The following is a 23,043-nucleotide window of genomic DNA, read 5'->3' as shown; positions in this document are numbered from 1 at the left end:
GGCGGTCGGGAGGGCAGGTGCGGGGACCGTGGCTAAAGTGCGCATATGGGACATTGGCTGCAGCGCAACATCATCGAGCCCGGCAAGCTGCCGCTGCTGCTCGCCCTCACCGCATTTGTTCTGACGTTCCTGATCACCCGGGTCGTCACCCGTCTCATCCGGGCCGGCAAGGGGCCCTTCGGCAACGTCAAGGCGGGCGGGCTGCACATCCATCACGTCGTGCCCGGCGTCGTCCTCACCATTGTCGGCGGCTTCGGGGCGGTGGCCAGCAGCCGGTACGGGTTCGGCTCGGCCGTCTTCGCGGTCCTGTTCGGCATGGGCGCGGGACTGGTCCTCGACGAGTTCGCGCTGATCCTGCACCTCGACGACGTGTACTGGAGTGAGGAGGGCCGCAAGAGCGTCGAGGTCGTCGTCCTCACGGCGGCCCTGGTGGGGCTGGTGCTCTCGGGGTTCTCGCCGTTCGGCGTCAACGACATGAGCCAGACGGAGCTGCACGACCGGGGCAGCGTGATCTCGACCGTCGTGGTCAACTTCCTGTTCTCGCTGGCCGTCCTCAGCAAGGGCAAGGCGCGGATGGCGATCTTCAGCGTGATCGTCCCGTTCATCGGCCTGATCGGCCTGGTCCGCCTCGCCCGCCCCGGCTCGCCCTGGGCCAGGCGCTTCTACCGCCGCCGCCCGCGCGCCCGGGCCAAGGCCACCCTGCGGGCCTACCACCACGACCGCCGGTGGGCAGGGCCCCGCCGCAGATTTCAGGATCTGCTCGGCGGCAAGCCCGATCCGGCGCCGGACCGCGTCCTTGGCCGCTGAGGTTTCCGCGGCGCGGGCTGTGCGGCGATGGCGATGTGCCGTCGATCGTCTGCGGCGCCATCGTGGCTGGTCGCGCCCGCGCGGCGGAGCCGCACATCGATACAGCCCCGCGCCCCTTTGGGGCGCGGGGAACCGCAGCGGAACAGACGACAACGGATGCCGCTGGGCCGCCCCTGCCGCGAATGTCAAGATCTCGCCGGCGGAAATCCCTTCCCCGAGCCGAACCGCGCCAGCGGCCGGTGACGGTGCCGCAGCGCCGAGATGAAGCACAGCACCCCCACCACCGCGATCGCCGCCATGTGCTCCTTGCCTGCCAGGTTGCCCTTCAGCAGCACTTCGACCGCCATCGCCGCGGTCACCGCGCACGCCGTGACGTACGCGCCGTAACGCCACCCGAGGAACACCGCGAGGCCCACCACCGCCGCCGACGGGCCGGTGTCCACGACCTGGGCGTCCGAGGAGGGCAGCCCGAACGCGTTGTCGAAGCCCAGCCAGATGCCCAGGCGGGCGTACAGGGTCCCGGCGAGCGTGGCGGCGTAGGCGATGACGAGCGTGCGCCACCGGCCGAGGCAGATCTCCGCGATGCCGAAGACGAAGAGGATCTGCGCGAGCGCGCCCCAGACCGGGAGGTCGAGGGCCGGGACGAACAGCGACAGGGGAGTGCGCAGCAGCGACAGCCACAGCGGGTCCTCGGCGCGCACGGCCCCGATGTTCTGCACGAACTGATAGCCCCACGACTGGTTCTGCACGAGCTGTATGACCGCCGTCAGCACCACCGCCCCGAGAGTCATCGGGATCGCCCGCCAGCGCCGCTTCACCAGCGGCTCGCGCACCGTGACGTACAGGAGTCCCCATTCGGCACGGGCCCAGCGGGCGAGCCTGTTCATCCGGCGGTCCTCATCTGTGCGTCTCCAGGTGCTTGCGGTGCAGCCACTTCGGCAGTCCCGGCGCCTCCAGGAACCCCTCGGCCCGCGCGGACGCGATGCCGATGCGCGGCAGGTCCGCGCTCTTCTCGAAGAGCAGGAACCGCGGCTCCCAGATGGGCCGGTACTTGGCGTTGGCGCGGTACAGCGACTCGATCTGCCACCAGCGCGAGAAGAAGCTCAGCAGCGAGCGCCACAGCCTCAGCACCGGCCCGGCGCCAAGGCGCGCGCCACGTTCGAAGACCGAACGGAACATCGCGAAGTTGAGTGAGACCTGCGTGATCCTGATCTCGCCGGCGCGGCGCAGGAGCTCGATGACCATGAACTCCATGAGGCCGTTGTCGGAGTCGCGGTCGCGCCGCATGAGGTCGAGGGAGAGCCCGTGCGGCCCCCACGGCACAAAGGAGAGCAGCGCCCTCAACTCGCCCTTGCCGTCGGAGCATTCGAGCATCACGCACCGCCCGTCCTCCGGGTCCCCGAGCCGCCCCAGCGCCATGCTGAACCCGCGCTCGGTGGCCCCGTCGCGCCAGTCGTCCGCCCGCTTCAGCAGATACGCCATCTCGTCGGCCGGGATGTCCTCGTGCCGCCGGATGCGTACCGTGTACCCGGCCCGCTTCACCCGGTTGTAGGCCTGCCGCACGGTGCGCATGGCGCGCCCTTCGAGGGTGAAGTCCGCGACCTCCACCAGGGCCTCGTCGCCGAGCTCCAGGGCGTCCAGGCCGTGCCGCGCGTACACGGTCCCCGCCTCCTCGCTCGCCCCCATCACGGCCGGGATCCACCCGTGTGCGCGCGCCTCGGCGAGCCACGGCTCGATGGCGCCGGGCCAGGCCTCCGGGTCGCCGATGGGATCACCGGACGCCAGCGAGACGCCCCCGACGACCCGGTACGCGACGGCCGCCTTGCCGGTCGGCGACCACACGACGCTCTTCTCCCGCCGCAGCGCGAAGTACCCGAGCGAGTCCCGCTCGCCCTGCCGCTCCAGCAGCTCCCGCAGCTGCTTCTCGTCGTCCTCGGTGAGCGGGTCCACGGCCCGCCGGGAGCGGAAGGCGGCGTAGAAGACGGCGAGGACGAGGATCGTGCTGAGCACGTTGATGGCGACGTTGACCCAGTTCGGCGCGTCGATGCCGGGGAAGCGGGACTCGTCGACGGCGACGGAGACGAGGCGGAGGGTGCCGTAGCGCCAGCGCTCGAGGAACGTCGAACTGGCCGCGTCCGGCGCCTGGTTGGTGACCGTCACCAGCAGCGCGGCCAGCAGCGAGGCGAGCAGTGTGCCGCCCACCGCGACGGCGGCGGCGAGCTTCGGGTTCGAGCGGTCGCCCTTGGCGTAGAACTCCCGCCGCCCGGCCAGCAGGGCGACGACGAAGAGGGCCGTGAGGGCGAGCGAGATCCAGTTCTGGACGTATTGCCGGATCTCCGGGAACGCCATCGCAAAGGCGAACAGTGCAAGGAACGAGCCGGCCAGGGCGAGGTTGAGGATCCATGCGGCGCGCTTGCGGCGCCGCATGGTGATGGCGAGGAACGCCGTGAACACCCCGGAGGCGAAGCCCGCGGTCAGCAGATACGGGGTGAAGAAGTTCTCCTGGTTGTGCCGCCGCACGTCCTGCCCCAGAGAGACCCAGACGGCACTGAGGAAATTGACGAACGCGACGGCCCGCAAATACCAGACGGCGAATGCGGCGGCTCGCCGCGAGGCAATTCGGGCATCTCCCATGAGTGAGGATCATATGGGCGATGCCTTGATGAACCCATCCATCTTTGGTCTGCGGTTCTGTCGACTTTAGGCCCCTCCTGAGGCCTACTCGGTCTCCTCCTTGGTGTCGACCTCCGTGTCGGCCTCCTCGGAAGGTCCCTCCTCAGGTTCCTCCTTCTCAGGTACCTCGGAGACCTGCGGCTTCTCCGGCAGCTCCGCGGCCAGTGCCGCCGCGGCCTGCACCAGAGGCAGCGCCAGCAGCGCCCCCGCACCCTCGCCCACGGTCACCCCGTGCGAGAGCAGCGGCTCCAGCGCCATCCGGTCCAGCGCCTTCGCCTGCCCCGGCTCCCCGCTGTCGTGCGCGGCCAGCCACCAGTCCGGCGCCCGGAACGCGATCCGCTGCCCCACCAGGGCGCAGGCGGCCGTCACGACCCCGTCCAGGATCACCGGCATCTTCCGCACCGCGCTCTGCAGCAGGAAGCCCGTGATCGCGGCGAGGTCGGCCCCGCCCACGGTGGCCAGCAGCTGCAGCTGGTCGCCCAGCACGGGCCGGGCCCGGCGCAGCGCGTCCCGGATCGCCGCGCACTTGCGCATCCATGCCAGGTCGTCGATGGCGAGCCCGCCGCGCCCGGTGACGACGGAGGCGTCGGTCCCGCACAGTGCGGCGATCAGCACGCCGGCCGCGGTCGTCCCGCCCACGCTCACATCGCCGAGCACCACCAGATCCGTACCGGAGTCGGCCTCCTCGTCGGCCACCGCGACGCCGGCGCGGAACGCGGCCTCCGCCTCCTCGGCGGTCAGCGCGTCCTCGCGGTCGATACGTCCGCTGCCGCGCCGCACCCGGTGCCGTACGACCTCGTCGGGCAGCGACTCGGGGTCGCAGTCCAGCGCCATGTCGACGATCCGCACCGGCACGCCGAGCCGCCGGGCCAGCACCGACACCGGACGGCCGCCCTCCAGGACCTCCCGCACCAACTGCTGGGCACCGCCCGCGGGCCCTGCCGAGACGCCCAGTTCGGCGACTCCGTGGTCACCGGCGAAGAGCACCACCCGGGGCCGTTCGATCGGCCGCACCGGCACGGCGGACTGTGCCGCCGACAGCCACTCACCCAGGTCGTCGAGGCGGCCCAGCGCCCCGGGCGGCACGATCTGACGCTCCCTGCGCGCCTCGGCGTCGCGCCGCACCCCGCCGTCGGGGCGCTCGATCAGATCGGTGAAGTCGTCGAGATTAAGCGAGCTCATTCGCCGAACAGTACCGGCACCGGTCGAACGGAACAGCGCCACATGGTCACCACGCGCGCGTGACGTCTTTGCTCCCGGGGCAGTGATCCCATACGTTCCGTTTTGATGCGGATTGTCCTATGCCTCCGGGAGCCGCCATGACACGCCTGCAACGGCACCACCGTTCGACGGCGCGCACGATCCTGCGGCTCCTTCCCGAACCGGAGAGCTGGCTGGACGTGGGCACGGGCGACGCCCACTTCCCCGAGACGGCACGCGAGTTCTTCCCCTACACCTCCTTCGACGGCCTCGACCCCACCCCGCGCGTGTCGTACGCCCGCCATGCCGAGCGCATCGAGGAGGCCTTCGTGGGTGATGTGACGGACCCTCACATCACCACGCTCCTGCGCTCCCGCTACGACGTCGTCACGCTCATGCGGCACCGCTCACCCGTCCCGGACCACCGCGCCGAACTCCGCGCCGCCCTCACGCTCGTCCGCCGCGGCGGCCTCCTGCTCGTGGACGCTCCCCCTTCACAGTCGCGCGCCCTGCGCACCCAACTCGACTTCCACGGCTGCACGACCGTCGAGACGAGCCGTCACCTGCTCGGCCAGTTCCCGTACACGCGCCGGATCGTGGCGCGCCGTATCGGACGACGGGCAAGTTCAGCCTCGTAGCACCAGCGCCTGCCCCGCCACCACCAGCAGCACCTGCTCGCACTCCCCGGCGAACGCCGCGTTCAGCCGCCCGAGTTCGTCGCGGTACCGGCGCCCGGAAGCGGTGGCCGGCACGATCCCCGAGCCGACTTCATTGGATACGGCGACCACGGTCCGCCGGGTCGCCCGCACCGCGTCCGTCAGCTCCCGCACCCGCTCCCGCAGGGCACGTTCCCCGCCGTCGGCCCACTGGGCGTCGTCCCACGCCCCGACGGAGTCCATCGCGTCCGTCAGCCACAGCGACAGACAGTCGATGAGCAGCGGCGGCCCGTCGACCGCCAGCAACGGGACCAGATCGCAGGTCTCGGTCGTCCGCCAGGACCCCGGCCGCCGCTCCCGGTGGACGGCCACCCGGGACGCCCACTCCGTGTCCCCGTTCCGCGAGCCGCCCGTCGCCACGTACAGCACATCCGGAAAGGCCTCCAGACGCCGCTCGGCCTCCACCGATTTCCCGGACCGCGCCCCGCCCAGCACCAGCGTCCGCCGCGGCACATCGGGCACGTCCTCGTACACCCCCACGGTCAGCGTCGCCCCGTCCGGCACGGCCCGCGCCCCCGCGGCCGCGAGCCGCCGCCGCAACTCGGGCCCCGGCGGCACGTCATGGTCGAGATGTACGGCGACGACATCCGTGGTCGGGCCGAGGATGCCGACCGCCCGCAGCTTGGCCAGCGCGTCCGGCCGCCCCACGACATCGGCCAGTACCATGTCACATACCACAGCGCCGTTGGCCCCGTTGTTCCCCAGCCCGGCCGGCGCACCCCCCGGCGGCAGATACAGCAGCCGCTGCCCGTTCGGCCCGGTCACCGCGTACCCCGTGCCCGGCCCGTCCATCGCCACCGCCCGCACCCGATGCCCCGTCAGCAGCGCCAACTCCCGCCCGTCCGGCACCCGCCCGGGCTGCGGCAGCCCCGCCGGCACCTCGACCACGGGCCCGTCGTGCGGGTGCGACAACAGCACCTGCCGTACGCCGCCGAGCGAATGCCCGGCCCGCGCCGCCGCGAACGCCGCGCCCGGCGTCAGATCGAGCAGCAGGGTTCCGTCCACGAGCACCGCGGTCGCCGCGCGGGCATCCGCGCCGAGCGCGGTCGCGCAGACGGCGCAGGGACAGTCGGGGCGGGGCAGGCCCGCGGGGGCACCGGTGCCGAGCAGAGTCAGTTCCACGGAAGTGATTTTCGCGTGTCTGCGCAGGTGCTGCCCGTCCGACTAGGCTTCGGACAGGAGGCGGACCAAGATCCGCCTTCTGGCTTGCAGGTGTTCAGACACGGGAGGCGTACATGGCGTCATGGACGTGGCGGTTCGAGAAGACCGACGGGGCGGAGGTCCAGCCGGCGGTCCAGCCCGAGGAGTTCACCACGCAGGGGGACGCCGAGTCCTGGATCGGGGAGCACTGGAAGGCCCTGCAGGACGGCGGCGCCGACCAGGTGCGGCTGTTCGAGGACTCCGCGGAGATCTACGGGCCGATGAGCCTGCACGCCGAAGAGGCATAGGCGGTACGGACGTAGAGGGTACGGAAGCAAGGGGGCGGCCGCGATCCGGCCGCCCCCTTCTCACTGCTCGCCCAGCGTCACATCGACCTTCTGCTGACTCCCGTTGCGGGTGAGCGTCACCGACGTCCTGTCACCCGGCTGCTGAGCCGCCAGAGCCTCGGACAGAGATGTGATGGTGGTGATGTCCGCGTCGCCCAGTTCGGTGATGACGTCCCCGGGCCGGATGCCGGCCTTCTGGGCCGCCCCGCCGCTTTTCACGGCGACCACTGCGACCCCGGCGGCCCGGTAGCTGCCGTCGACGACCGTACGGCCCGTGATGCCGAGCGCGGCCCGCCCCGAGTCGGTGACCTTGCCGCTCTTGATGATCTGGCCGGCGATCGTCTTCACCATCGACGAGGGGATCGCGAACCCGATGCCGGGCGCCGCACTGTTCCCGAGGGCGGGGTCGGTGGCGGCCAGCGTCGGAATCCCGATGACCTGTCCGTCGAGGTTGACGAGGGCGCCGCCGCTGTTGCCCGGGTTGATGGCCGCGGACGTCTGCACCATGTTGGCGATGGTCGCGCCCGTGCCCCCGCCGGTACGGCCCTCGCTCACGGTCCGCCCGGTCGCCGACACGATGCCCTGCGTCACGCTGGACGACAGCCCGAGCGGCGAGCCCATCGCCAGCACGATCTGCCCGACCGCCACCTTCGAGGAGTCCGCGAAGGCGGCCGCCTTCAGCCCGCTCGGCACCCTGTCCAGCTTGATGACGGCGAGGTCCTGGTCCGGGTAGGAGTAGACGAGCCCGGCGGTCAGCGCGTCCTCGCTGTTGGCGGTCGTCACCTTGAAGGTCTTCGAGTCCCCGACGACATGCGCGTTGGTGACGATGCGCCCCTTGTCGTCGTACACGATCCCCGAGCCCAGATCGCTGCCGGCCTGGATCTGCACGACCGACGGCAGAACGTTCTTGATCACCTTCTGGTAGGCGCTCTGCAGGTCGTTGCCCGACATGGGCGCGACGGTCTGCGCGGCCTGTGCGGCCTGCGCGGTCGACCTCTCCTGCTGCCCGGAGGAACCTTCGCCCGAGCAGCCAGAGACGAGCGCGAGCGAAAAGCAGAGCGCGGCGACGGGAACGAGCAGCCGGAAGACACGGGTACGGGCAATGTCCATGCCCCGAGTCTCACTTCGGGGTGAATATCCGGCTTGCGGTATGCACCCGAACGGGCTGCGGTTTGTGCTGGGCGCCCTCAGCGAAGTCCGTGCGGTTCGCCAGCGCCCCGAAGGGGCGCGGGGCCGTGACATCAGCGGCTCCGCGGCGGGGCGCGACCAGCCACGACGAGCCCACAGCGAAAACGGCGGCCCCGCGGCGCAGCCGCAAATCAGTACAGCCCGCGGCGCTCAGCCGCGCACCCCGCACAGATGCAGCAACGCCGCCACCCCGCGGTAGGGATCCGTCCGCCCGGCCCGCTCCTCGACCGCGAGCAAGGTCTCCACGTCGGCGGGGATCTCCGCCCCGTCCGCCGCGGTGTCCGTGAACACCCGCACTCCGTACCAGGCGTGCAGTGGCGCGGCGATCCCGGCGAGGGTCGCGGTCAGCGTCTGAAGCCGGTCGGCCCGTACGTCGAGCCCCAGCCTGTTCGTGTAGGACACCGTGTCGAAGGCGCCCAGCGCACCGGCCCAGTCCCCGGACAGTCCCGGCCGCATCGCCAGCGCGTCGCCGTTGCGTACGAGCAGCGACAGCAGCCCGCCGTGGGCGAGCATCCGGGCCAGCCCGGCCAGCAGCGGATCCGGCTCCTCCACGTACATCAGCACCCCGTGGCACAGCACCACGTCGAAGCTGCCCGGCAGGAAGTGCACCCCGGTGTCCCGGCCGTCGCCCTCGATGATCCGCACCCGCTCGCGGATGCCCTCGGGCTCACCGGCAAGGGCCTCCCGCGCGGCCGCGACCATGGTGGAGTCCTGCTCAAGCCCGGTCACCTGGTGCCCGGCCCGGGCCAGCCTCAGGGCCTGCGTGCCCTGGCCCATGCCCACATCGAGCACCCGCAGCCGCTGTCCGACCGGGAACCGCCCGGCTATCTGCTCGTCGAGCTGCCGGGCCACCAGCTCCTGCCGTACGACATCACGCAGACCGCCCACCTTGGCCAGCCAGGAATCCGCCGCACCCCCGGAGAACGACGTCGTGCTCAGGGCCGCTCTCCGCGCTTGACCTGCGGCTTCGGCAGCCGGAGCCGGCGCATCTGGAGGGAGCGCATCAGGGCGTACCGGGTGGCGCCCTTGGTGTTCTGGTCCGGGAAGCGCTCGGCGAGCGCCTTCCTCAGCCGGAAGGCGCTGACGATCGCGTCGAGCACGATCAGCACGATCACGACGAGCCACAGCAGCAGCGCAATGCTCTGCAGTGAGCCCACCCGCACCATGCTCAGCACGAGGATGACCACCGCCATCGGCAGGAAGAACTCCGCCACGTTGAAGCGGGAGTCGATCCAGTCGCGCGCGAACTTCCGCACCGGCCCCTTGTCGCGGGCGGGCAGATACCGCTCGTCGCCGCCGGCCAGCGCCTGGCGCTGCCGCTCGAGCTGCGCACGGCGCTCCTCGCGCTGGCGCTTGGAGGCGTCCTTGCGCGTCATCGTGGTGTTGGCGACGCTGCGGCGCTGGGACTGGGCCTCACTGCGCTTGGGCGTGGGCCGACCCTTCTTGGCCTGCGGGTCACGGGGCTGCTTGGAGTCGGTCAGCGACGCCTTGTCGGCGACTGCGGCCTTCTCATCCTTGGCACGGCTACGGAACACAAAACCCAAGGGTACGGGGTGCCCGGGGTTGGACCCCAGCCCCGCGGGGAACGATCCGGCAACACCAGTCGTCATGTAAGGGACAGAGGGGACGTTGCACGTGCTTCCGGCCCCGGAGTCCACGGGGGTCTCCTTGGGGGGACACCTACTCCCTACGCCGGAGCGGGAGCGGTTGCAGTCGTCCTTGGGGATGAGCGCATCCGTCCCCGAACAGTGCGTCAATGGATGCAGGGCCCGTACTGTGGGTTCTGTCGCAGAGCTGGAGCTGGAAGTCCGTCAGAAGGGGGCGCGCGAAGCCCATGAGCGGTGTCATGAAGCGTATGGGGATGATCTTCCGCGCGAAGGCGAACAAGGCCCTTGACCGGGCCGAGGACCCGCGCGAAACCCTCGATTACTCGTACCAGAAGCAGCTGGAGCTGCTCCAGAAGGTGCGCCGAGGCGTGGCCGACGTGGCGACGTCCCGCAAGCGCCTGGAGCTTCAGCTGAACCAGCTGCAGTCGCAGTCCACCAAGCTGGAGGACCAGGGCCGCAAGGCGCTCGCGCTGGGCCGTGAGGACCTGGCCCGCGAGGCGCTGTCCCGCCGTGCCGCCCTCCAGCAGCAGGTCACCGACCTCGAGACGCAGCACGCCACGCTCCAGGGCGAGGAGGAGAAGCTCACCCTGGCGGCCCAGCGGCTGCAGGCGAAGGTCGACGCCTTCCGCACCAAGAAGGAGACGATCAAGGCGACGTACACGGCCGCCCAGGCCCAGACCCGCATCGGCGAGGCCTTCTCCGGCATCTCGGAGGAAATGGGCGACGTGGGCCTGGCCATCCAGCGCGCCGAGGACAAGACGGCGCAGCTCCAGGCCAGGGCGGGCGCCATCGACGAACTGCTCGCCTCGGGCGCCCTGGACGACCAGTCCGGCATGCACAAGGACGAAATCCAGGCCGAGCTGGACCGGATCTCCGGTGGTACGGATGTAGAGCTGGAACTGCAGCGCATGAAGGCTGAGCTCGCCGGAGGGTCGCCCCAGCAGGCGATCGAAGGCGGCACCGGCCAGTCGCAGTCCCAGCAGCAGCCGCAGGACACCCCTCGCTTCGACAAGCAGTGACAAGCAGCAGGGGCCACGCCTAGGAGGCCTACATGGGCGACATGATCGTAAGGATCATGGGGGAGGGGCAGGTGAGGCTGGCCGACAGCCACCTCACCGAACTCAACAAGCTGGACGACGAACTCCTCCAGGAAATGGAGAAGGGCGACGGCCCCGGCTTCCACCACACCCTCGGGGCCCTCCTGGCCAAGGTCAGGGAACTGGGCGACCCGTTGCCGGACGACTCCCTGGAACCGTCGGAGCTGATCCTGCCGTCGGCGGACGCGACCCTGGAGGAGGTCCGGGACCTGCTGAGCGACGACGGTTTGATTCCCGGGTAGGCATCCCAGCCTGTCCGGCGTTTGAGGACGAGGCCCTTTAAGGGCCGAAGCGGGGGGCTGGGGGCGGCAGCCCCCAGGGGGCGGCACGGCAAGTACGGCCACCACCAGTTCCGGCCGGGACAACCGCCCCGTACTGTTCAAACGTGAGCGGCAAGCTAGAACGCACCAGATGCCGGCTGACGGCGCACCCCCTCGCGCTGGACGCGACCCTGGCGGCCGGCGTACTCGCCTGCATGGTGGCCGGCTCCTTCGTCGACCCGCACGGGAAGAACGGCGTCACCTGGGGCGTCCGCACCCCCGACGCCCTTGCCCTCGTACTCATGGTCCTCGGCGCTCTCGCCCTGGTCTTCCGCCGCCGCGCCCCCAGAACGGTCCTCGCCCTCACCGGCACCGTCGCCCTCGTCGAGTGCGTCGTCGGTGACCCCCGGGCTCCCGTCGCCATGTCCGCGGTCATCGCCCTCTACACCGTCGCCGCCACCACCGACCGCCCCACCACCTGGCGCCTGGGCCTGCTCACCATGACGGTCCTCACCGGCGCCTCCATGCTCTTCGGCCCGCTCCCCTGGTACGCCCAGGAGAACCTCGGCGTCTTCGCCTGGACCGGCATCGGCGCCACCGCCGGCGATGCCGTCCGCAGCCGCCGCGCCGTCGTCCAGGCCATCCGCGAACGCGCCGAGCGGGCCGAACGCACCCGCGAGGAGGAGGCCCGCCGCCGGGTCGCCGAAGAGCGCCTCCGCATCGCCCGCGACCTGCACGACGTCGTCGCCCACCACATCGCCCTGGTCAACGTCCAGGCGGGCGTCGCCGCGCACGTCATGGACAAGCGCCCCGACCAGGCCAAGGAAGCCCTCGCCCACGTCCGCGAGGCCAGCCGCTCCGCGCTGAACGAACTCCGCGCCACCGTCGGCCTGTTGCGCCAGTCCGGCGACCCGGAGGCCCCCACCGAACCCGCCCCCGGCCTCGACCGCCTCGACGAACTCGTCGGCACGTTCCGCAGCGCCGGCCTGCATGTCGAGGTCGCCCGCGCTGACAACGGCACCACCCTCCCCGCCGCCGTCGACCTGGCCGCCTACCGCGTCATCCAGGAAGCCCTCACCAACGTCCAGAAACACGCCGGTACGGAGGCGAAGGCCGAGGTCAGCGTCGTCCGTGTCGGCCCGAACATCGAGGTCACGGTCCTCGACAACGGCACCGGCGAGGACTCCGCCCCCGACAGCGAACCCGACAACGGCGGCGGCCACGGCCTGCTCGGCATGCGCGAGCGCGTCACCGCGGTGCGCGGCACCCTCACCACCGGCCCCCGCTACGGCGGCGGCTTCCGCGTCCATGCGATCCTGCCGGTCAAGACCCGTACGGCCACCCCGGGGGTAAGTGCATGACCATCCGCGTCCTGCTCGCCGACGACCAGGCCCTGCTGCGCAGCGCCTTCCGCGTACTCGTCGACTCCGAGCCCGACATGCAGGTCGTCGGCGAGGCGTCCGACGGTGCGGAGGCGGTACGGCTGGCCAAGGAGGAGCGGGCCGACGTCGTGCTGATGGACATCCGCATGCCCGGCACCGACGGCCTCGCCGCCACCCGCATGATCAGCACCGACCCCAGCCTCGCCCATGTCCGCATCGTCATCCTCACCACCTTCGAGGTCGACGACTACGTCGTGCAGTCCCTGCGGGCCGGCGCCTCCGGCTTCCTCGGCAAGGGCAGCGAACCGGACGAACTGCTCAACGCGATCCGGATCGCGGCCGGCGGCGAGGCGCTGCTCTCCCCGGCCGCCACCAAGGGCCTGATCGCCCGCTTCCTCGCCCAGGGCGACGCGGACGACGGCCGCGACCCCGCCCGCACCGAACGCCTCGAGGCGCTCACCGTCCGCGAGCGCGAGGTCCTCGTCCAGGTCGCCGGCGGCCACTCCAACGACGAGATCGCCGAACGCCTCGAGGTCAGCCCGCTCACCGTGAAGACCCACGTCAACCGGGCCATGGCCAAACTGGGCGCCCGCGACCGGGCGCAGCTGGTCGTGATCGCTTACGAGTCCGGGCTGGTACGTCCAAGGGTGGAGTGACCTCAACCCGGCCGTACTGCGCCCGGAGTATGCGCCGTATAAGGAACTGGACCTGGGGCCTACGGATCACCGAGTGCCGATGGCTCAGTGTGTAGGGGCGGGCGCTCACATGTGCGTCGGCGTGTGAACTTCTGCCGCTCACAGAAGAAAGAGACCCCTCATCCATGTCCTGGCTGTCGAGATTCAGCCTCGCGCAACGGGCCCTGATCGGGCTGATGTCCATCATCGCGATCGCCTTCGGGGCGATTGCGATACCCCAGCTCAAGCAGCAGCTGCTGCCCTCCATCGAACTGCCCGTCGTGTCCGTCCTGGCGCCCTATCAGGGCGCGTCTCCGGACGTGGTCGAGAAGCAGGTCGTGGAGCCCATCGAGAACAACCTCCAGGCCGTGGACGGCATTTCGGGCGTCACCTCCACCGCCAGTGAGGGCAACGCCGTCCTCATGGCGTCCTTCGACTACGGCAACGACACCAAGCAGCTCGTCGCCGATGTCCAGCAGGCCGTCAACCGGGCCCGCACCCAGCTCCCGGACGGCGTCGACCCGCAGGTCGTCGCCGGCTCGACCGACGACATCCCCACCGTCGTCCTCGCCGTCACCTCCGGCAAGGACCAGCAGGCCCTCGCCGACCAGCTCGACAAGACCGTCGTACCGAACCTGAAGGACATCGACGGCGTTGGCCAGGTCACGGTCGACGGCGTACGGGACCTGCAGGTCACCGTCACGCCGGACGACAAGAAGCTGGCGAAGGCGGGCCTCAGCGGTGCCTCGTTGAGCCAGGCCCTGGAGGCGGGCGGCGCGACCGTCCCGGCCGGCTCCTTCGACGAGAGCGGCCACAACCGCACCGTCCAGGTCGGCGGCGGCTTCACCTCGCTCGCCCAGATCGAGGACCTGATGGTCACGGGCGAGGGCACTACGGCTGCGGCGAAGAAGCCGGTCCGCCTGGGTGACGTGGCCACCGTCAAGCAGCAGCAGGCCACCGCCGACTCCATCACGCGCACCGACGGCAAGCCCTCCCTCGCCGTCACGGTCACCATGGACCACGACGGCAGCGCGGTCGCCATCTCGAAGGCGGTCAAGGACAAACTCCCGGACCTCCGGGGGGACTTGGGCTCCGGCACGAAGATCACGGTCGTCAGCGACCAGGGCCCGGCGGTCTCCAAGGCCATCAGCGGCCTGACCACGGAGGGCAGCCTCGGCCTGCTCTTCGCGGTCCTGGTCATCCTGGTCTTCCTGGCCTCGATCCGCTCGACCCTCGTCACGGCGGTGAGCATCCCGCTCTCGGTCGTCCTGGCCCTGATCGTGCTGTGGACCAGGGACCTGTCCCTCAACATGCTGACGCTCGGCGCCCTGACCATAGCCATCGGCCGGGTCGTGGACGACTCGATCGTCGTCCTGGAGAACATCAAGCGCCACCTCGGCTACGGCGAGGAGCGCCAGGCAGCGATCCTGAACGCCGTCCGCGAGGTGGCCGGCGCGGTGACGTCCTCGACCCTCACCACGGTCGCCGTCTTCCTGCCGATCGGCCTGGTCGGCGGCATGGTGGGCCAGCTGTTCGGCCCGTTCAGCCTGACGGTGACGGCGGCCCTGCTGGCGTCGCTCCTCGTCTCCCTGACGGTCGTACCGGTCCTGTCGTACTGGTTCCTGCGAGCCCCGAAGGGCACGCCGGACGATGCGGAAGAGGCCCGCCGCAAGGCGGAGCAGAAGGAGGCGAGCAGCCGTCTCCAGCGCTTCTACGTCCCTGTCCTGCGCTTCGCCACCCGCCGCCGTCTGACCAGCGTGCTGCTGGCGGTCGTGATCCTGGTGGGCACCTTCGGTATGGCGCCCCTCCTCAAGACGAACTTCTTCGACCAGGGCGAGCAGGAAGTCCTCACCGTCAAGCAGGAGTTGAAGCCCGGCACCAGCCTGGCGGCGACCGACGAGCAGGCGAAGAAGGTAGAGCAACTGCTCGCCTCGGTGAAGGGCGTCAAGGACTACCAGGTGACGGTCGGCTCGTCCGGCTTCATGGCGGCCTTCGGCGGCAGCACGGACACCAACCACGCGTCGTACCAGGTGATGCTGAAGGACGACGCGTCGGCCACGCAGGTCCAGGACGACATCGAGTCGGGCCTGAAGAAGCTCTCCGGCATCGGTACGACCACGGTCTCGGCCGGTGACGGATTCGGCAACCAGGACCTGAGCGTGGTCGTGAAGGCGGCCGACGGGGCAGTCCTGCGCAAGGCCTCGGAGCAGGTACGCGCCGCGGTCGCGGGCCTCGACCACGTCACGGACGTCACCAGTGACCTCTCGCAGAGCGTGCCGCGCATCTCGGTGAAGGCCAACTCCCGCGCCGCGGCGGCCGGTTTCAACGACCAGACCCTCGGCGCGGCGGTAGCCCAAGCAGTCAAGGGCACCACGGCCGCCAAGGCGATCCTGGACGACACCGAGCGCGACGTCGTCATCAAGTCGGCGAAGCCGGCGACGACGTTGGACCAGCTGAAGAAGTTGCAGCTCGGCCCGGTGAAACTGGCCGACATCGCAACGGTGCAGCTGGTCGACGCCCCGGTGTCCATGACCCGCATCGACGGCCAACGAGCCGCCACCATCACCGCAAAGCCGACGGGTGACAACACGGGCGCGGTGAGCACCAAGCTGCAGTCCAAGATCAAGGCCCTGAAGCTCCCGGCGGGCGCCACGGCCGAGATCGGCGGTGTCACGTCCGACCAGGACAGCGCGTTCAAGAACCTGGGCCTGGCCATGCTGGCGGCGATCGCGATCGTCTTCATGCTGCTGGTGGCGACCTTCCGCTCCCTGGCCCAGCCCCTGATCCTGCTGGTCTCCATCCCCTTCGCGGCGACCGGCGCGATCGGCCTCCTGATCGCCACCGGCACCCCGATGGGCGTCCCCGCGATGATCGGCATGCTGATGCTGATCGGCATCGTGGTGACGAACGCGATCGTGCTGATCGATCTGATCAACCAGTACCGCAAGCAGGGTTACGGCGTCGTGGAGGCCGTGGTGGAAGGCGGCCGCCACCGGTTGCGGCCGATCTTGATGACGGCGCTGGCGACGATCTTCGCCCTCCTCCCCATGGCCCTGGGCGTCACGGGCGAGGGCGGCTTCATCGCCCAGCCCCTGGCGGTGGTCGTGATCGGCGGCCTGATCACGTCGACGCTCTTGACTCTCCTCCTTGTCCCGACGCTGTACGCGATGCTGGAGCTTCGCAAGGAGCGGCGGGCTAAGAAGCGGGCGGTGAAGAGGGCGCAGAATGCCGGCGTCCCGCCCCAGGCGACACCGGACACGGACATCGAGTCCGGTGACCCGGAGCCCGCGCAGGTCTGACAGCCGTACGGACGACAAGGGGCACCTCGTATGTCGCGGGGTGCCCCTTCCGTCTGACCAGCCGGCGATGCAGGAGTGATGTCAATATTGACCTCCCTTGAAGGGGCGCCATGTACATCCAGGAGGTCGCGGTGTCACTCACCCACATCGATATCGACGACGAAATCCTGGAAACAGCCAAACGCCTGGGCGGCCATCGGACCAAGACGGCCGCGGTGGCGGCGGCGCTGGAGGTGAGGATGCCTGCGAGCTGCACCAGCGACGGTTGCGCGGCGCCACTGGTAGACGGCCCTGACTAGCGATGTCCCGTCTGCGGGTGGGTTGCCCCAGCCTTCGCCCTTTTTGTCAGGCGAAGTTGCACACTCTTAGTTGCGCTCCGTCCCATGAGTGGCGTCTCAATGTTTATGGTAAACAGTAATGCCCGACGCCTCGTCAGAGAATGGCATCCTGTCACTCCAGGAGAAAGTGTAGCCGGAATTGGCGATATCATATTCGACGCTGATGTCTGAAGGGCTCAGATTAAAATTCTCTCGCACCCATCCCTCCATGGCGAAAGCAGCTACCTCGGGAACATAGTCGCTCGCTGGGAATGAGAGATTCTGTACCCGCACGGTGAGGCCCTGCGGGTGCAGCGTGTTCAGGCTCTCCGAATGCAGAGACAGGCCGTACATCATCCATGCAACGTCGCGCCAGTGCAGGGGAGAATCCGGCAGCACCAGCCAAAGCTTCCTGCTGATCTGCACAGCCCACCGCGGGACGGTCCCGGATGTGTTGGCCTCGGCGGTGATGTCGGCGGCCAGCCCGCCGAGCGGGCTGCGCTTTCTGTAGCGGAATGTCTTCATCAACGGATACCCCTTAGTTCAGAATTTCGAGCAGATGGAAAACTCTCCTGCTGAAAAAGTGCTCATTTCCCATTCCGGTATGCCCCCGTATGTAATCATAGTCATGGGGTTCTCCGGCGCCATACAGCCTGCTGTGACGATCCACGAAGGCCTCGGCGTCACCTGGAGACATGCTGACAATATCTCCCTTGCGTAGTCCATCGAAGTCGCTGCCCGTGATTTTAAACTTAAGAATTTCCACATCGGCCCCTCGGCTGCGGAGGCGTTCCGCGTACCTCAGCGCCTCTTCCTCAGAACCCCATGAGTAGACGCCCTCCCCATATTGACCTCTGATGTCCTCCGTGGGCCAGGGCTCTCCGCCGCTGCGCAGGCGCGCGGCGTCCTCTCGGCTTTGCACTGTATGGAATTCGTGACACGGAGAAAGCCCTAGGGGGTCGGACCAGACGTGGGGGTTGTGGACGTAGGTAGCGGGGTTGGGGGCGGGGGAAAGGCCCAACGGATCCGGACTGGCATATCGCGCCGTCTCCGGGTCGTAGTGGCGGAAGTAGTTGTAGCGCAGGCCCGTTTCGGGGTCGTGGTACTGGCCTGGGAAGCGCAGAGGGGTGTAGGCGGTGGCGGTGCGGTTCCAGGTGGTGGTGCCCCAGAGGGTGGTGCGGGTGCGCCAGGCGATGTCGCCGTGTTCGTCGACGAGTTCGGTGGGGGTGCCGATGAGGTCGGTGACGATGGCGTAGAAGCGGGAGTCGATCTCCTCCTGCGACGCGTCAGCCGCGGTCGTCTTGCGTTCGGTTTGGGTCAGGGGGCGTATGCCTTGGTGGTCCCAGGTGAGGGTGACAGCGGGCTGGGTGGTGCCGGGAGTGTGCGTGGTTTGTTCGCACAGGGTGGTGCCGTCCCAGGTGAAGTCCACCTGTTCCAGGACCGTTTCGCCGTCCGTGGCGAGGCGCTGTTTGGCGATTCGGCGGCCCAGGGGGTCGTAGCGGTAGCGCCACGTCGTGCCGTCGGGAGTGACCACCGACCTGAGGCGGTCTTCGGCGTCCCAGGTGTAGCGCCAGGTGTCCGGTTTGCGGGACAGGCGGGTTTTCTGGCGCAGGGTGATGCGGCCGGCTTCGTCGTGTTCGTAGCGGACGTTGCCCGCGCTGGTGATGCGGGTGCCTGTGTAGGTGCGGTCGCCGGTTGCCTCCTGGCCCGGCATGGAGGTCGGCCAGGTGGCCTGGGTCTGGTTGCCTGCTGCGTCGTAGGCGTAGGTCTCGGTCCAGTTGGCGGCCTGGACTGCGGTGACCCTCCCGGCGGGGTCCAGTTCGAAGCGGCGGGGGCCGTTCAAGTGGTCGTCGATGCCGGTCAGGTTGCCGTCCGCGCGGTACGTATAGGCGCGGTGCTGGACGCGTCTGTCGGCTGGACCGATGAGTTCCTGTTTCGTCAGGCGGCCCAGGGGGTCGAAGACGTTGGTCAGGGTCAGATTCTCGCCGAGGTGACGGGTGGTTTCGCGGCCCGCCGCGTCGTGCGTGAAGGTGAGGGTGTGGCCGCAGGTCGTCAGTTCGGTGCGGTTGCCGGCTGCGTCGTAGGTCCAGGTGCTGGTCGCGCCGGTCGGTGTGGTGCGGCCGGTGCGGCGGCCGAGGACGTCGTAGGTGTACGTGAGCGAGCGGCCGTTGACCGTCTCCGACAGCAGGCGGCCCGTCTCGTCCCGCCGCAACTCCAAGACCGCGTCCGGGCTGGTCGCCCGGGCCAGGCCGCCTGTCGCGTCGTACGCGTACGTCGTGACCGCTCCGGCCGCGTCCTTCCGCATCACACGGCCCAGGACGTCTCGTTCGAAGCGGATGGTCTGGCCGGAGGCCGTGGTGCTGGCGGTCAGTTGGCCGGCCGTGTCGTGCTCGTACGTGACCGCGCGGTCGTCGAAGTCCGTCTCCGCGATCAGGCGTCCGGTCGCGTCGTACTCGTAACTCCAGGTCAGGCCCTGCGGGTTGGTGACCTTCGTCAGGTGGAGTTCCGTGTCGTGGTCGAAGGTGTAGCGCACGCCGTCCGGGCCGGTGCGGGCCGACATCAGGTCGAAGTGGGTGTATTCGTAGCAGGAGACGGCACCCATGGCGTCGGTGTGGGTGGTGCAGTTGCCCTCGCCGTCGTACGTCCAGGATTCCGTGGTGCCGTCGGCGGCTGTACGGCGTGCCAGGCGGCCCTCGACCGTCCACTCCAGGCGGGTCACCGCACCGGTCGGGTCCGTGATGGTGACGGGGCGGCCGAAGGTGTCTCGTTCGTAGCGGGTCACGGCGCCCAGGGGGTTCGTGATCTCCAGAGGGAGGCCCGCGGGGCTGCAGCGGACCGCCGTCGTTGCGCCCGTCGCGTCCGTTATTGCTGAGAGGTGGCCGAGGGCGTCGTATGCGAAGCGGGTTGTCGCCCCGGTGGCGTCGGTCACCTGCGTGCGGTTGCCGAACTCGTCGAACTGCTGGCTTGTGCGCGTGCCGTCGGCGCCGGATATGGAGATCGGCAGGCCCTGGTCGTCGTAGCCGATGCTGGTGTAGCGACCGTCCGGGCGAACGGCCATCACCATGCGGCCCGCCCCGTCGTAGGCGTAGCTCAGTGTCCGGCCCAAGGGGTCGGTGACTGTCAGTGGGCGGTCGTAGCGGTCGTACGTCGTGTGGGTCGTTGCGCCGTCGGGGCCGGTCTCCGCCACCACCTGCAGATCGCCGTTGACCTGGTAACGGGTGCTGTGGCCCAGGGAGTTGGTCGCCGTGATGAGCCGGTGGCCGGTGTCCGGGTCCACGTCGCCGTAGGCGAACGTGTTGCGCAGGTGGCCCGCTTCGCCCGACTGGGAGGTGCAGCGGCCCTCGTCGTCGTAGACATAGTGGTACGACGAGTTGTTCGTGTCCGTCCAGGCGGTGATGCGGCCGGCGGAGTCGTTGGTGAAACGGGTCGGGGTGCCGGACGAGTTCGTCACCGCGGCCAGGTGGCCGTGCTCGTCGTAGGCGAAGCGCACCAGCTCGACGTCACCACCCTCTGCGCTGGCGTCGGCCAGGTGCAGGGCCGTGATCCGCTTTCCGGCCGTCTCGATCTTGAGGTGGTAGCCGGCCGAGTGCACGATCCCGGTGGGGGCGGCTTCGTCGTCGTACTCGAAGGTGAGCCACTGTCCGGAACGGTCGGTGATCTGTGCCAGCAGGGCGATGCCGTTGCCGTCGCCGCCCGGGCCTGCGAAGTACCAGGCCAGACCGGAGTCGGGGTCGGTGATGGTGTAGTCGCCGTAGGCGTCGACGGTCAGGGGGTGGCGGCCGCCCTCCAGCGGCAGCGTCGGGACGCCCGGTGCCGGGTGCGGGTAGGCCAGCAGTGAGCCGTTGTCGCGGATGAAGATGACGCCCTCGGCGTCGATCTCCAGGCGCTGGTCGGCGGTGGACGCCCAGCTCGGGCCGAACCAGCGGCCCGCCCGGTACCAGGACTCGAACTGCCGGGTGAAGACCAGGGGCAGCTTGGCGGGCAGGGTCACGTCCGTCTGCGGCAGCACCATACGGCCGGTGGCCATGTCGACGGGGTCGCCGAACAACTTGCACCGGACCTGCCTGGCGAAGCCCTTGAGCTGTTCGCCGACGCTCTGGCGCGCCCCTTGCTCCGCGGCGTCCTTCGCGGCCGCTCGCGCCGCATCGCGAACCGCCACCCGGGCGGCATCACCGGCCGCCGCCCGGGCCACGCCGCCCGCGCCCTTGCCGCCGATCAGGTTCGAGATGAGATATCCGGCTGCGTCGCCCGGGTCGCTCTTCCAGCCGGTGCCCAGCAGCGACATGGGCAGGCGTTCGGGATGGGCGGCGGTGCCCACCAGCCCGGCCAGCACCATGTTGGAGTTCTTCATCCACTCACCGGGGTGGGTGAGGTTGTAGACGTCCAGCGGGTTGGCCGTGCGGGCCAGCTTCAGCATGTCCGCGCCGCCCCTGAGGAAACCGCCCGCGACATGGACCGAGTTCAGCTGCATGCCCACGAAGCCGTCCTTGGCGTCGGCGCCGAGGCGGTCGGTGAACTCCGGCTTCGGCGGGGCCAGTTCCAGCGCGTCGGCGATCCGGCTCTGGGCATCGCGGGCGGCATCGGTGCGCTGGCGGCGTGCGTGGTCCAGGATGTCCTCCGCCTCCTGCCGGCCCGGTGTCCCAGGGTCGGTGAAGGCGCCCGGCTCGGCCGGTTTCGGGCCGGGGTCCTGGCCCGCCAGGAGCTTCGCGTCGTACTGCTCGGCCGCCCGGCCGTACGCCTGCACCCTGGCTTCGTGCTCATCCGCCGCCTGCCTGCTGACCTCCTGCGCGTGGCGGTAGGCGTCGATCGCCAGCTGCGCCTGATCCTGCGCCCAGCGCACCGTGCCCGCGTACGCGTCCAGCGCCTTGGCCGCCGCCTCGCACGCATCGGCGGCCGTCAGCCACTGCTTGGGATGCACCTCGAACTTCGCACGGAAGGCATCCCCGGCCTCGCCCTGCCACTCGCCGGCGTCCAGCGACCGCATGCCCTGGCCGACGTTCTCGAACGCCTGGGAGAACTTCTGCAGATGTCTCGCCCGTGCCTCCAGCGCCCCCGCACTGCCGTGCACCAGCTCCCTGGGATCCTCGCTCTCGCCCAGCGAGCGCTCGGCGACCTCGCCGCCCAGCCGGTTGTTGATGCCCTCACCGAGGTCACGCACCCCCTCGGCCAGACCGTCCGCGCCGACCGCCGACAGGACGTCCGCTCCCTGGTCCGCGGTCCAGTTGACGGCCTTGCCGACGCCCTTGTTCACGCTCTCGGCAGCGCTCTCCAGGCCGTCACCGGCCTTGTCGACCCAATCCCCCAGACCCATCAGCGCTCAGCCTCGCCGGACGTGTCGGCCTTGGGCTGGAACGATTCGCTCCCGGGCTGCGGCGGGCCGCCCCACTGCCAGTCCGTACGCGGATCGAACAGCGCGTCCGGGGTCACCGTCGACGTCTGGACGTCCTCCTCCGCCTGCGACCAGGCCTGCACGGCCGCCTCCCCGCCCTCGGTGAACGACGCCGCGCTGTAATCCGCGTCCGCGATCTGGGAGACGGCGTTGTCCTTGAACGTCTCCGACCAGGAGCGCTGCTCGACCTGCTCCGGGGTCAGATAGGGGTCGCCCGCCGCCGCGCTCCACACCCCCTTCAGCGTGTTCGACGCGTACTGCTCCTGCTCGTGGTACAGCCCCGCCGACAGATTCAGCCGCCGCGCGAACCCGTTGGCGTCCTGCATCAGCGAGCGCACCCCCCAGCCCCACCGCTCGCAGAAGTCGGCGAAGATCTGATCCAAGCCCGCATCCCCGACCTCCAGGCCTTCCAGTTCCAGATCGCCGAAACCGCGCCCCAGATTCGCCTCGATGTCGAAGCCGAAGTCCTTCAGCTCGTCCATCGCCTGGTTGATGCCGCGGGTGATCCGCTCCAGCGCCTCCGGATCAACCTGATAGCCCCCGCCGCCGCTCATATCTCCGCCCCCGCCGCGTCCACGGCCACCGCGTCCGGCACGATCCCCGTCACCGGAGGCAGCACCATGCCCGCCGCACTGCCCGCATCCACCGCGATCCCCACCGGCCCGCCCACCTCCGGCACCACCTGATCCAGGAGCAGCGCCCCGTGCACCGCCACCCGCTCGGGCACCGCCTCACCACGCGCAGCGGCGAACCGCGCCAGCGCCGCGTCATCGGTGAATGCGAACAGCCATCGGATGCCGCCCGCTTCGGCCGACACCAGCGAGCCGTCCATCACCGGCACCAGCACCTCACTGCGCCGGAACTCCCCGACCACCGCCCGCAGATCGCCCTGCCCGGTCGCTGCCAGATCCGCCAGTCGCAGCCGCAAGGCATCGGCGCTCACGTCA

Annotated in this window: 20 protein-coding genes; 9 read left to right on the top strand and 11 right to left on the bottom strand. The window is 69.9% G+C overall.

Annotation, left to right across the window (positions count from 1 at the left end; translation table 11 throughout):
* Positions 1–45 precede the first annotated feature (45 nt).
* Positions 46–807 carry a hypothetical protein gene (locus tag ACFY10_RS02595; protein WP_390663184.1) on the top strand — a complete coding sequence of 254 codons (762 nt, stop codon included), beginning with the start codon at positions 46–48 and terminating at the stop codon, positions 805–807.
* Between the two features lie 185 nt (positions 808–992).
* On the opposite strand, the gene ACFY10_RS02590 is transcribed toward ACFY10_RS02595, so the two are convergent.
* The 3 genes from ACFY10_RS02590 to cobT form a co-directional block, all read right to left on the bottom strand.
* A complete protein-coding gene (locus ACFY10_RS02590; protein ID WP_390663183.1) occupies positions 993–1,694 on the bottom strand; it encodes a hypothetical protein in 702 nt (233 codons plus the stop codon).
* Positions 1,695–1,704: 10 nt separating this feature from the next.
* Positions 1,705–3,441 (bottom strand): phosphatidylglycerol lysyltransferase domain-containing protein, encoded by a 1,737-nt coding sequence (locus ACFY10_RS02585; protein WP_390663182.1) that lies wholly within the window; start codon positions 3,439–3,441, stop codon positions 1,705–1,707.
* An 84-nt stretch (positions 3,442–3,525) separates the two neighbouring features.
* A complete protein-coding gene (gene cobT / locus ACFY10_RS02580; RefSeq protein ID WP_390663181.1) occupies positions 3,526–4,662 on the bottom strand; it encodes a nicotinate-nucleotide--dimethylbenzimidazole phosphoribosyltransferase in 1,137 nt (378 codons plus the stop codon).
* A 137-nt stretch (positions 4,663–4,799) separates the two neighbouring features.
* Between cobT and ACFY10_RS02575 the strand changes: the two genes are divergently transcribed.
* Entirely contained in the window at positions 4,800–5,318 is a 519-nt protein-coding gene (locus tag ACFY10_RS02575; RefSeq protein WP_390663180.1) for a methyltransferase domain-containing protein, read from the top strand.
* Here the strand turns inward: ACFY10_RS02575 and ACFY10_RS02570 are convergent.
* On the bottom strand, positions 5,307–6,518 hold the full coding sequence (locus tag ACFY10_RS02570; RefSeq protein WP_390663179.1) for a bifunctional adenosylcobinamide kinase/adenosylcobinamide-phosphate guanylyltransferase: 1,212 nt from the start codon (positions 6,516–6,518) through the stop codon (positions 5,307–5,309). The genes ACFY10_RS02575 and ACFY10_RS02570 overlap by 12 nt on opposite strands.
* A gap of 113 nt (positions 6,519–6,631) precedes the next feature.
* Between ACFY10_RS02570 and ACFY10_RS02565 the strand changes: the two genes are divergently transcribed.
* Positions 6,632–6,844 (top strand): hypothetical protein, encoded by a 213-nt coding sequence (locus ACFY10_RS02565; RefSeq protein ID WP_232648276.1) that lies wholly within the window; start codon positions 6,632–6,634, stop codon positions 6,842–6,844.
* A gap of 60 nt (positions 6,845–6,904) precedes the next feature.
* On the opposite strand, the gene ACFY10_RS02560 is transcribed toward ACFY10_RS02565, so the two are convergent.
* From ACFY10_RS02560 to ACFY10_RS02550, 3 genes are all read right to left on the bottom strand, one after another.
* Positions 6,905–7,993, bottom strand: coding sequence for a S1C family serine protease (locus tag ACFY10_RS02560; RefSeq protein WP_390663178.1), 1,089 nt, complete (start codon positions 7,991–7,993; stop codon positions 6,905–6,907).
* A gap of 228 nt (positions 7,994–8,221) precedes the next feature.
* On the bottom strand, positions 8,222–8,923 hold the full coding sequence (locus tag ACFY10_RS02555) for a class I SAM-dependent methyltransferase (RefSeq protein ID WP_390664117.1): 702 nt from the start codon (positions 8,921–8,923) through the stop codon (positions 8,222–8,224).
* An 83-nt stretch (positions 8,924–9,006) separates the two neighbouring features.
* The gene (locus tag ACFY10_RS02550) at positions 9,007–9,681 is read right to left on the bottom strand and encodes a DUF3043 domain-containing protein (protein WP_390663177.1); all 675 of its coding nucleotides are present in this window, start codon (positions 9,679–9,681) and stop codon (positions 9,007–9,009) included.
* Between the two features lie 251 nt (positions 9,682–9,932).
* Here ACFY10_RS02550 and ACFY10_RS02545 point away from each other — a divergent pair, with 251 nt between their 5' ends.
* The 6 genes from ACFY10_RS02545 (at position 9,933) to ACFY10_RS02520 (ending at position 16,689) form a co-directional block, all read left to right on the top strand.
* On the top strand, positions 9,933–10,697 hold the full coding sequence (locus ACFY10_RS02545) for a PspA/IM30 family protein (protein WP_390664116.1): 765 nt from the start codon (positions 9,933–9,935) through the stop codon (positions 10,695–10,697).
* A gap of 41 nt (positions 10,698–10,738) precedes the next feature.
* Positions 10,739–11,017: a hypothetical protein gene (locus ACFY10_RS02540; protein WP_390664115.1), complete on the top strand. Its 279-nt coding sequence runs from the start codon at positions 10,739–10,741 to the stop codon at positions 11,015–11,017.
* A gap of 143 nt (positions 11,018–11,160) precedes the next feature.
* A complete protein-coding gene (locus tag ACFY10_RS02535; RefSeq protein WP_390663176.1) occupies positions 11,161–12,396 on the top strand; it encodes a sensor histidine kinase in 1,236 nt (411 codons plus the stop codon).
* Positions 12,393–13,073 (top strand): response regulator, encoded by a 681-nt coding sequence (locus ACFY10_RS02530; RefSeq protein ID WP_390663175.1) that lies wholly within the window; start codon positions 12,393–12,395, stop codon positions 13,071–13,073. Before ACFY10_RS02535 ends, ACFY10_RS02530 begins: the two co-directional genes overlap by 4 nt.
* A gap of 164 nt (positions 13,074–13,237) precedes the next feature.
* Positions 13,238–16,390 carry an efflux RND transporter permease subunit gene (locus tag ACFY10_RS02525; RefSeq protein WP_390663174.1) on the top strand — a complete coding sequence of 1,051 codons (3,153 nt, stop codon included), beginning with the start codon at positions 13,238–13,240 and terminating at the stop codon, positions 16,388–16,390.
* Positions 16,391–16,500: 110 nt separating this feature from the next.
* Entirely contained in the window at positions 16,501–16,689 is a 189-nt protein-coding gene (locus tag ACFY10_RS02520) for a type II toxin-antitoxin system VapB family antitoxin (protein ID WP_390663172.1), read from the top strand.
* A gap of 96 nt (positions 16,690–16,785) precedes the next feature.
* On the opposite strand, the gene ACFY10_RS02515 is transcribed toward ACFY10_RS02520, so the two are convergent.
* From ACFY10_RS02515 to ACFY10_RS02500, 4 genes are read right to left on the bottom strand one after another with little or no spacing between them, the layout of a single operon-like run.
* A complete protein-coding gene (locus tag ACFY10_RS02515) occupies positions 16,786–17,232 on the bottom strand; it encodes a hypothetical protein (protein ID WP_390663171.1) in 447 nt (148 codons plus the stop codon).
* A 13-nt stretch (positions 17,233–17,245) separates the two neighbouring features.
* Entirely contained in the window at positions 17,246–22,018 is a 4,773-nt protein-coding gene (locus tag ACFY10_RS02510; protein WP_390663170.1) for a putative T7SS-secreted protein, read from the bottom strand.
* Positions 22,018–22,650, bottom strand: a complete 633-nt coding sequence (locus tag ACFY10_RS02505; protein ID WP_390663169.1) for a hypothetical protein — start codon at positions 22,648–22,650, stop codon at positions 22,018–22,020. Before ACFY10_RS02505 ends, ACFY10_RS02510 begins: the two co-directional genes overlap by 1 nt.
* Positions 22,647–23,039, bottom strand: coding sequence for an SseB family protein (locus tag ACFY10_RS02500; RefSeq protein WP_390663168.1), 393 nt, complete (start codon positions 23,037–23,039; stop codon positions 22,647–22,649). Before ACFY10_RS02500 ends, ACFY10_RS02505 begins: the two co-directional genes overlap by 4 nt.
* Positions 23,040–23,043: the final 4 nt, after the last annotated feature.

This window comes from Streptomyces sp. NPDC001401 (assembly GCF_042895385.1).
In the GTDB taxonomy this organism is placed as follows: Bacteria; Actinomycetota; Actinomycetes; order Streptomycetales; family Streptomycetaceae; genus Streptomyces.
The sequence above is the reverse complement of the archived record's forward strand: the minus strand, read 5'-3'. Positions and strand labels throughout refer to the sequence as shown.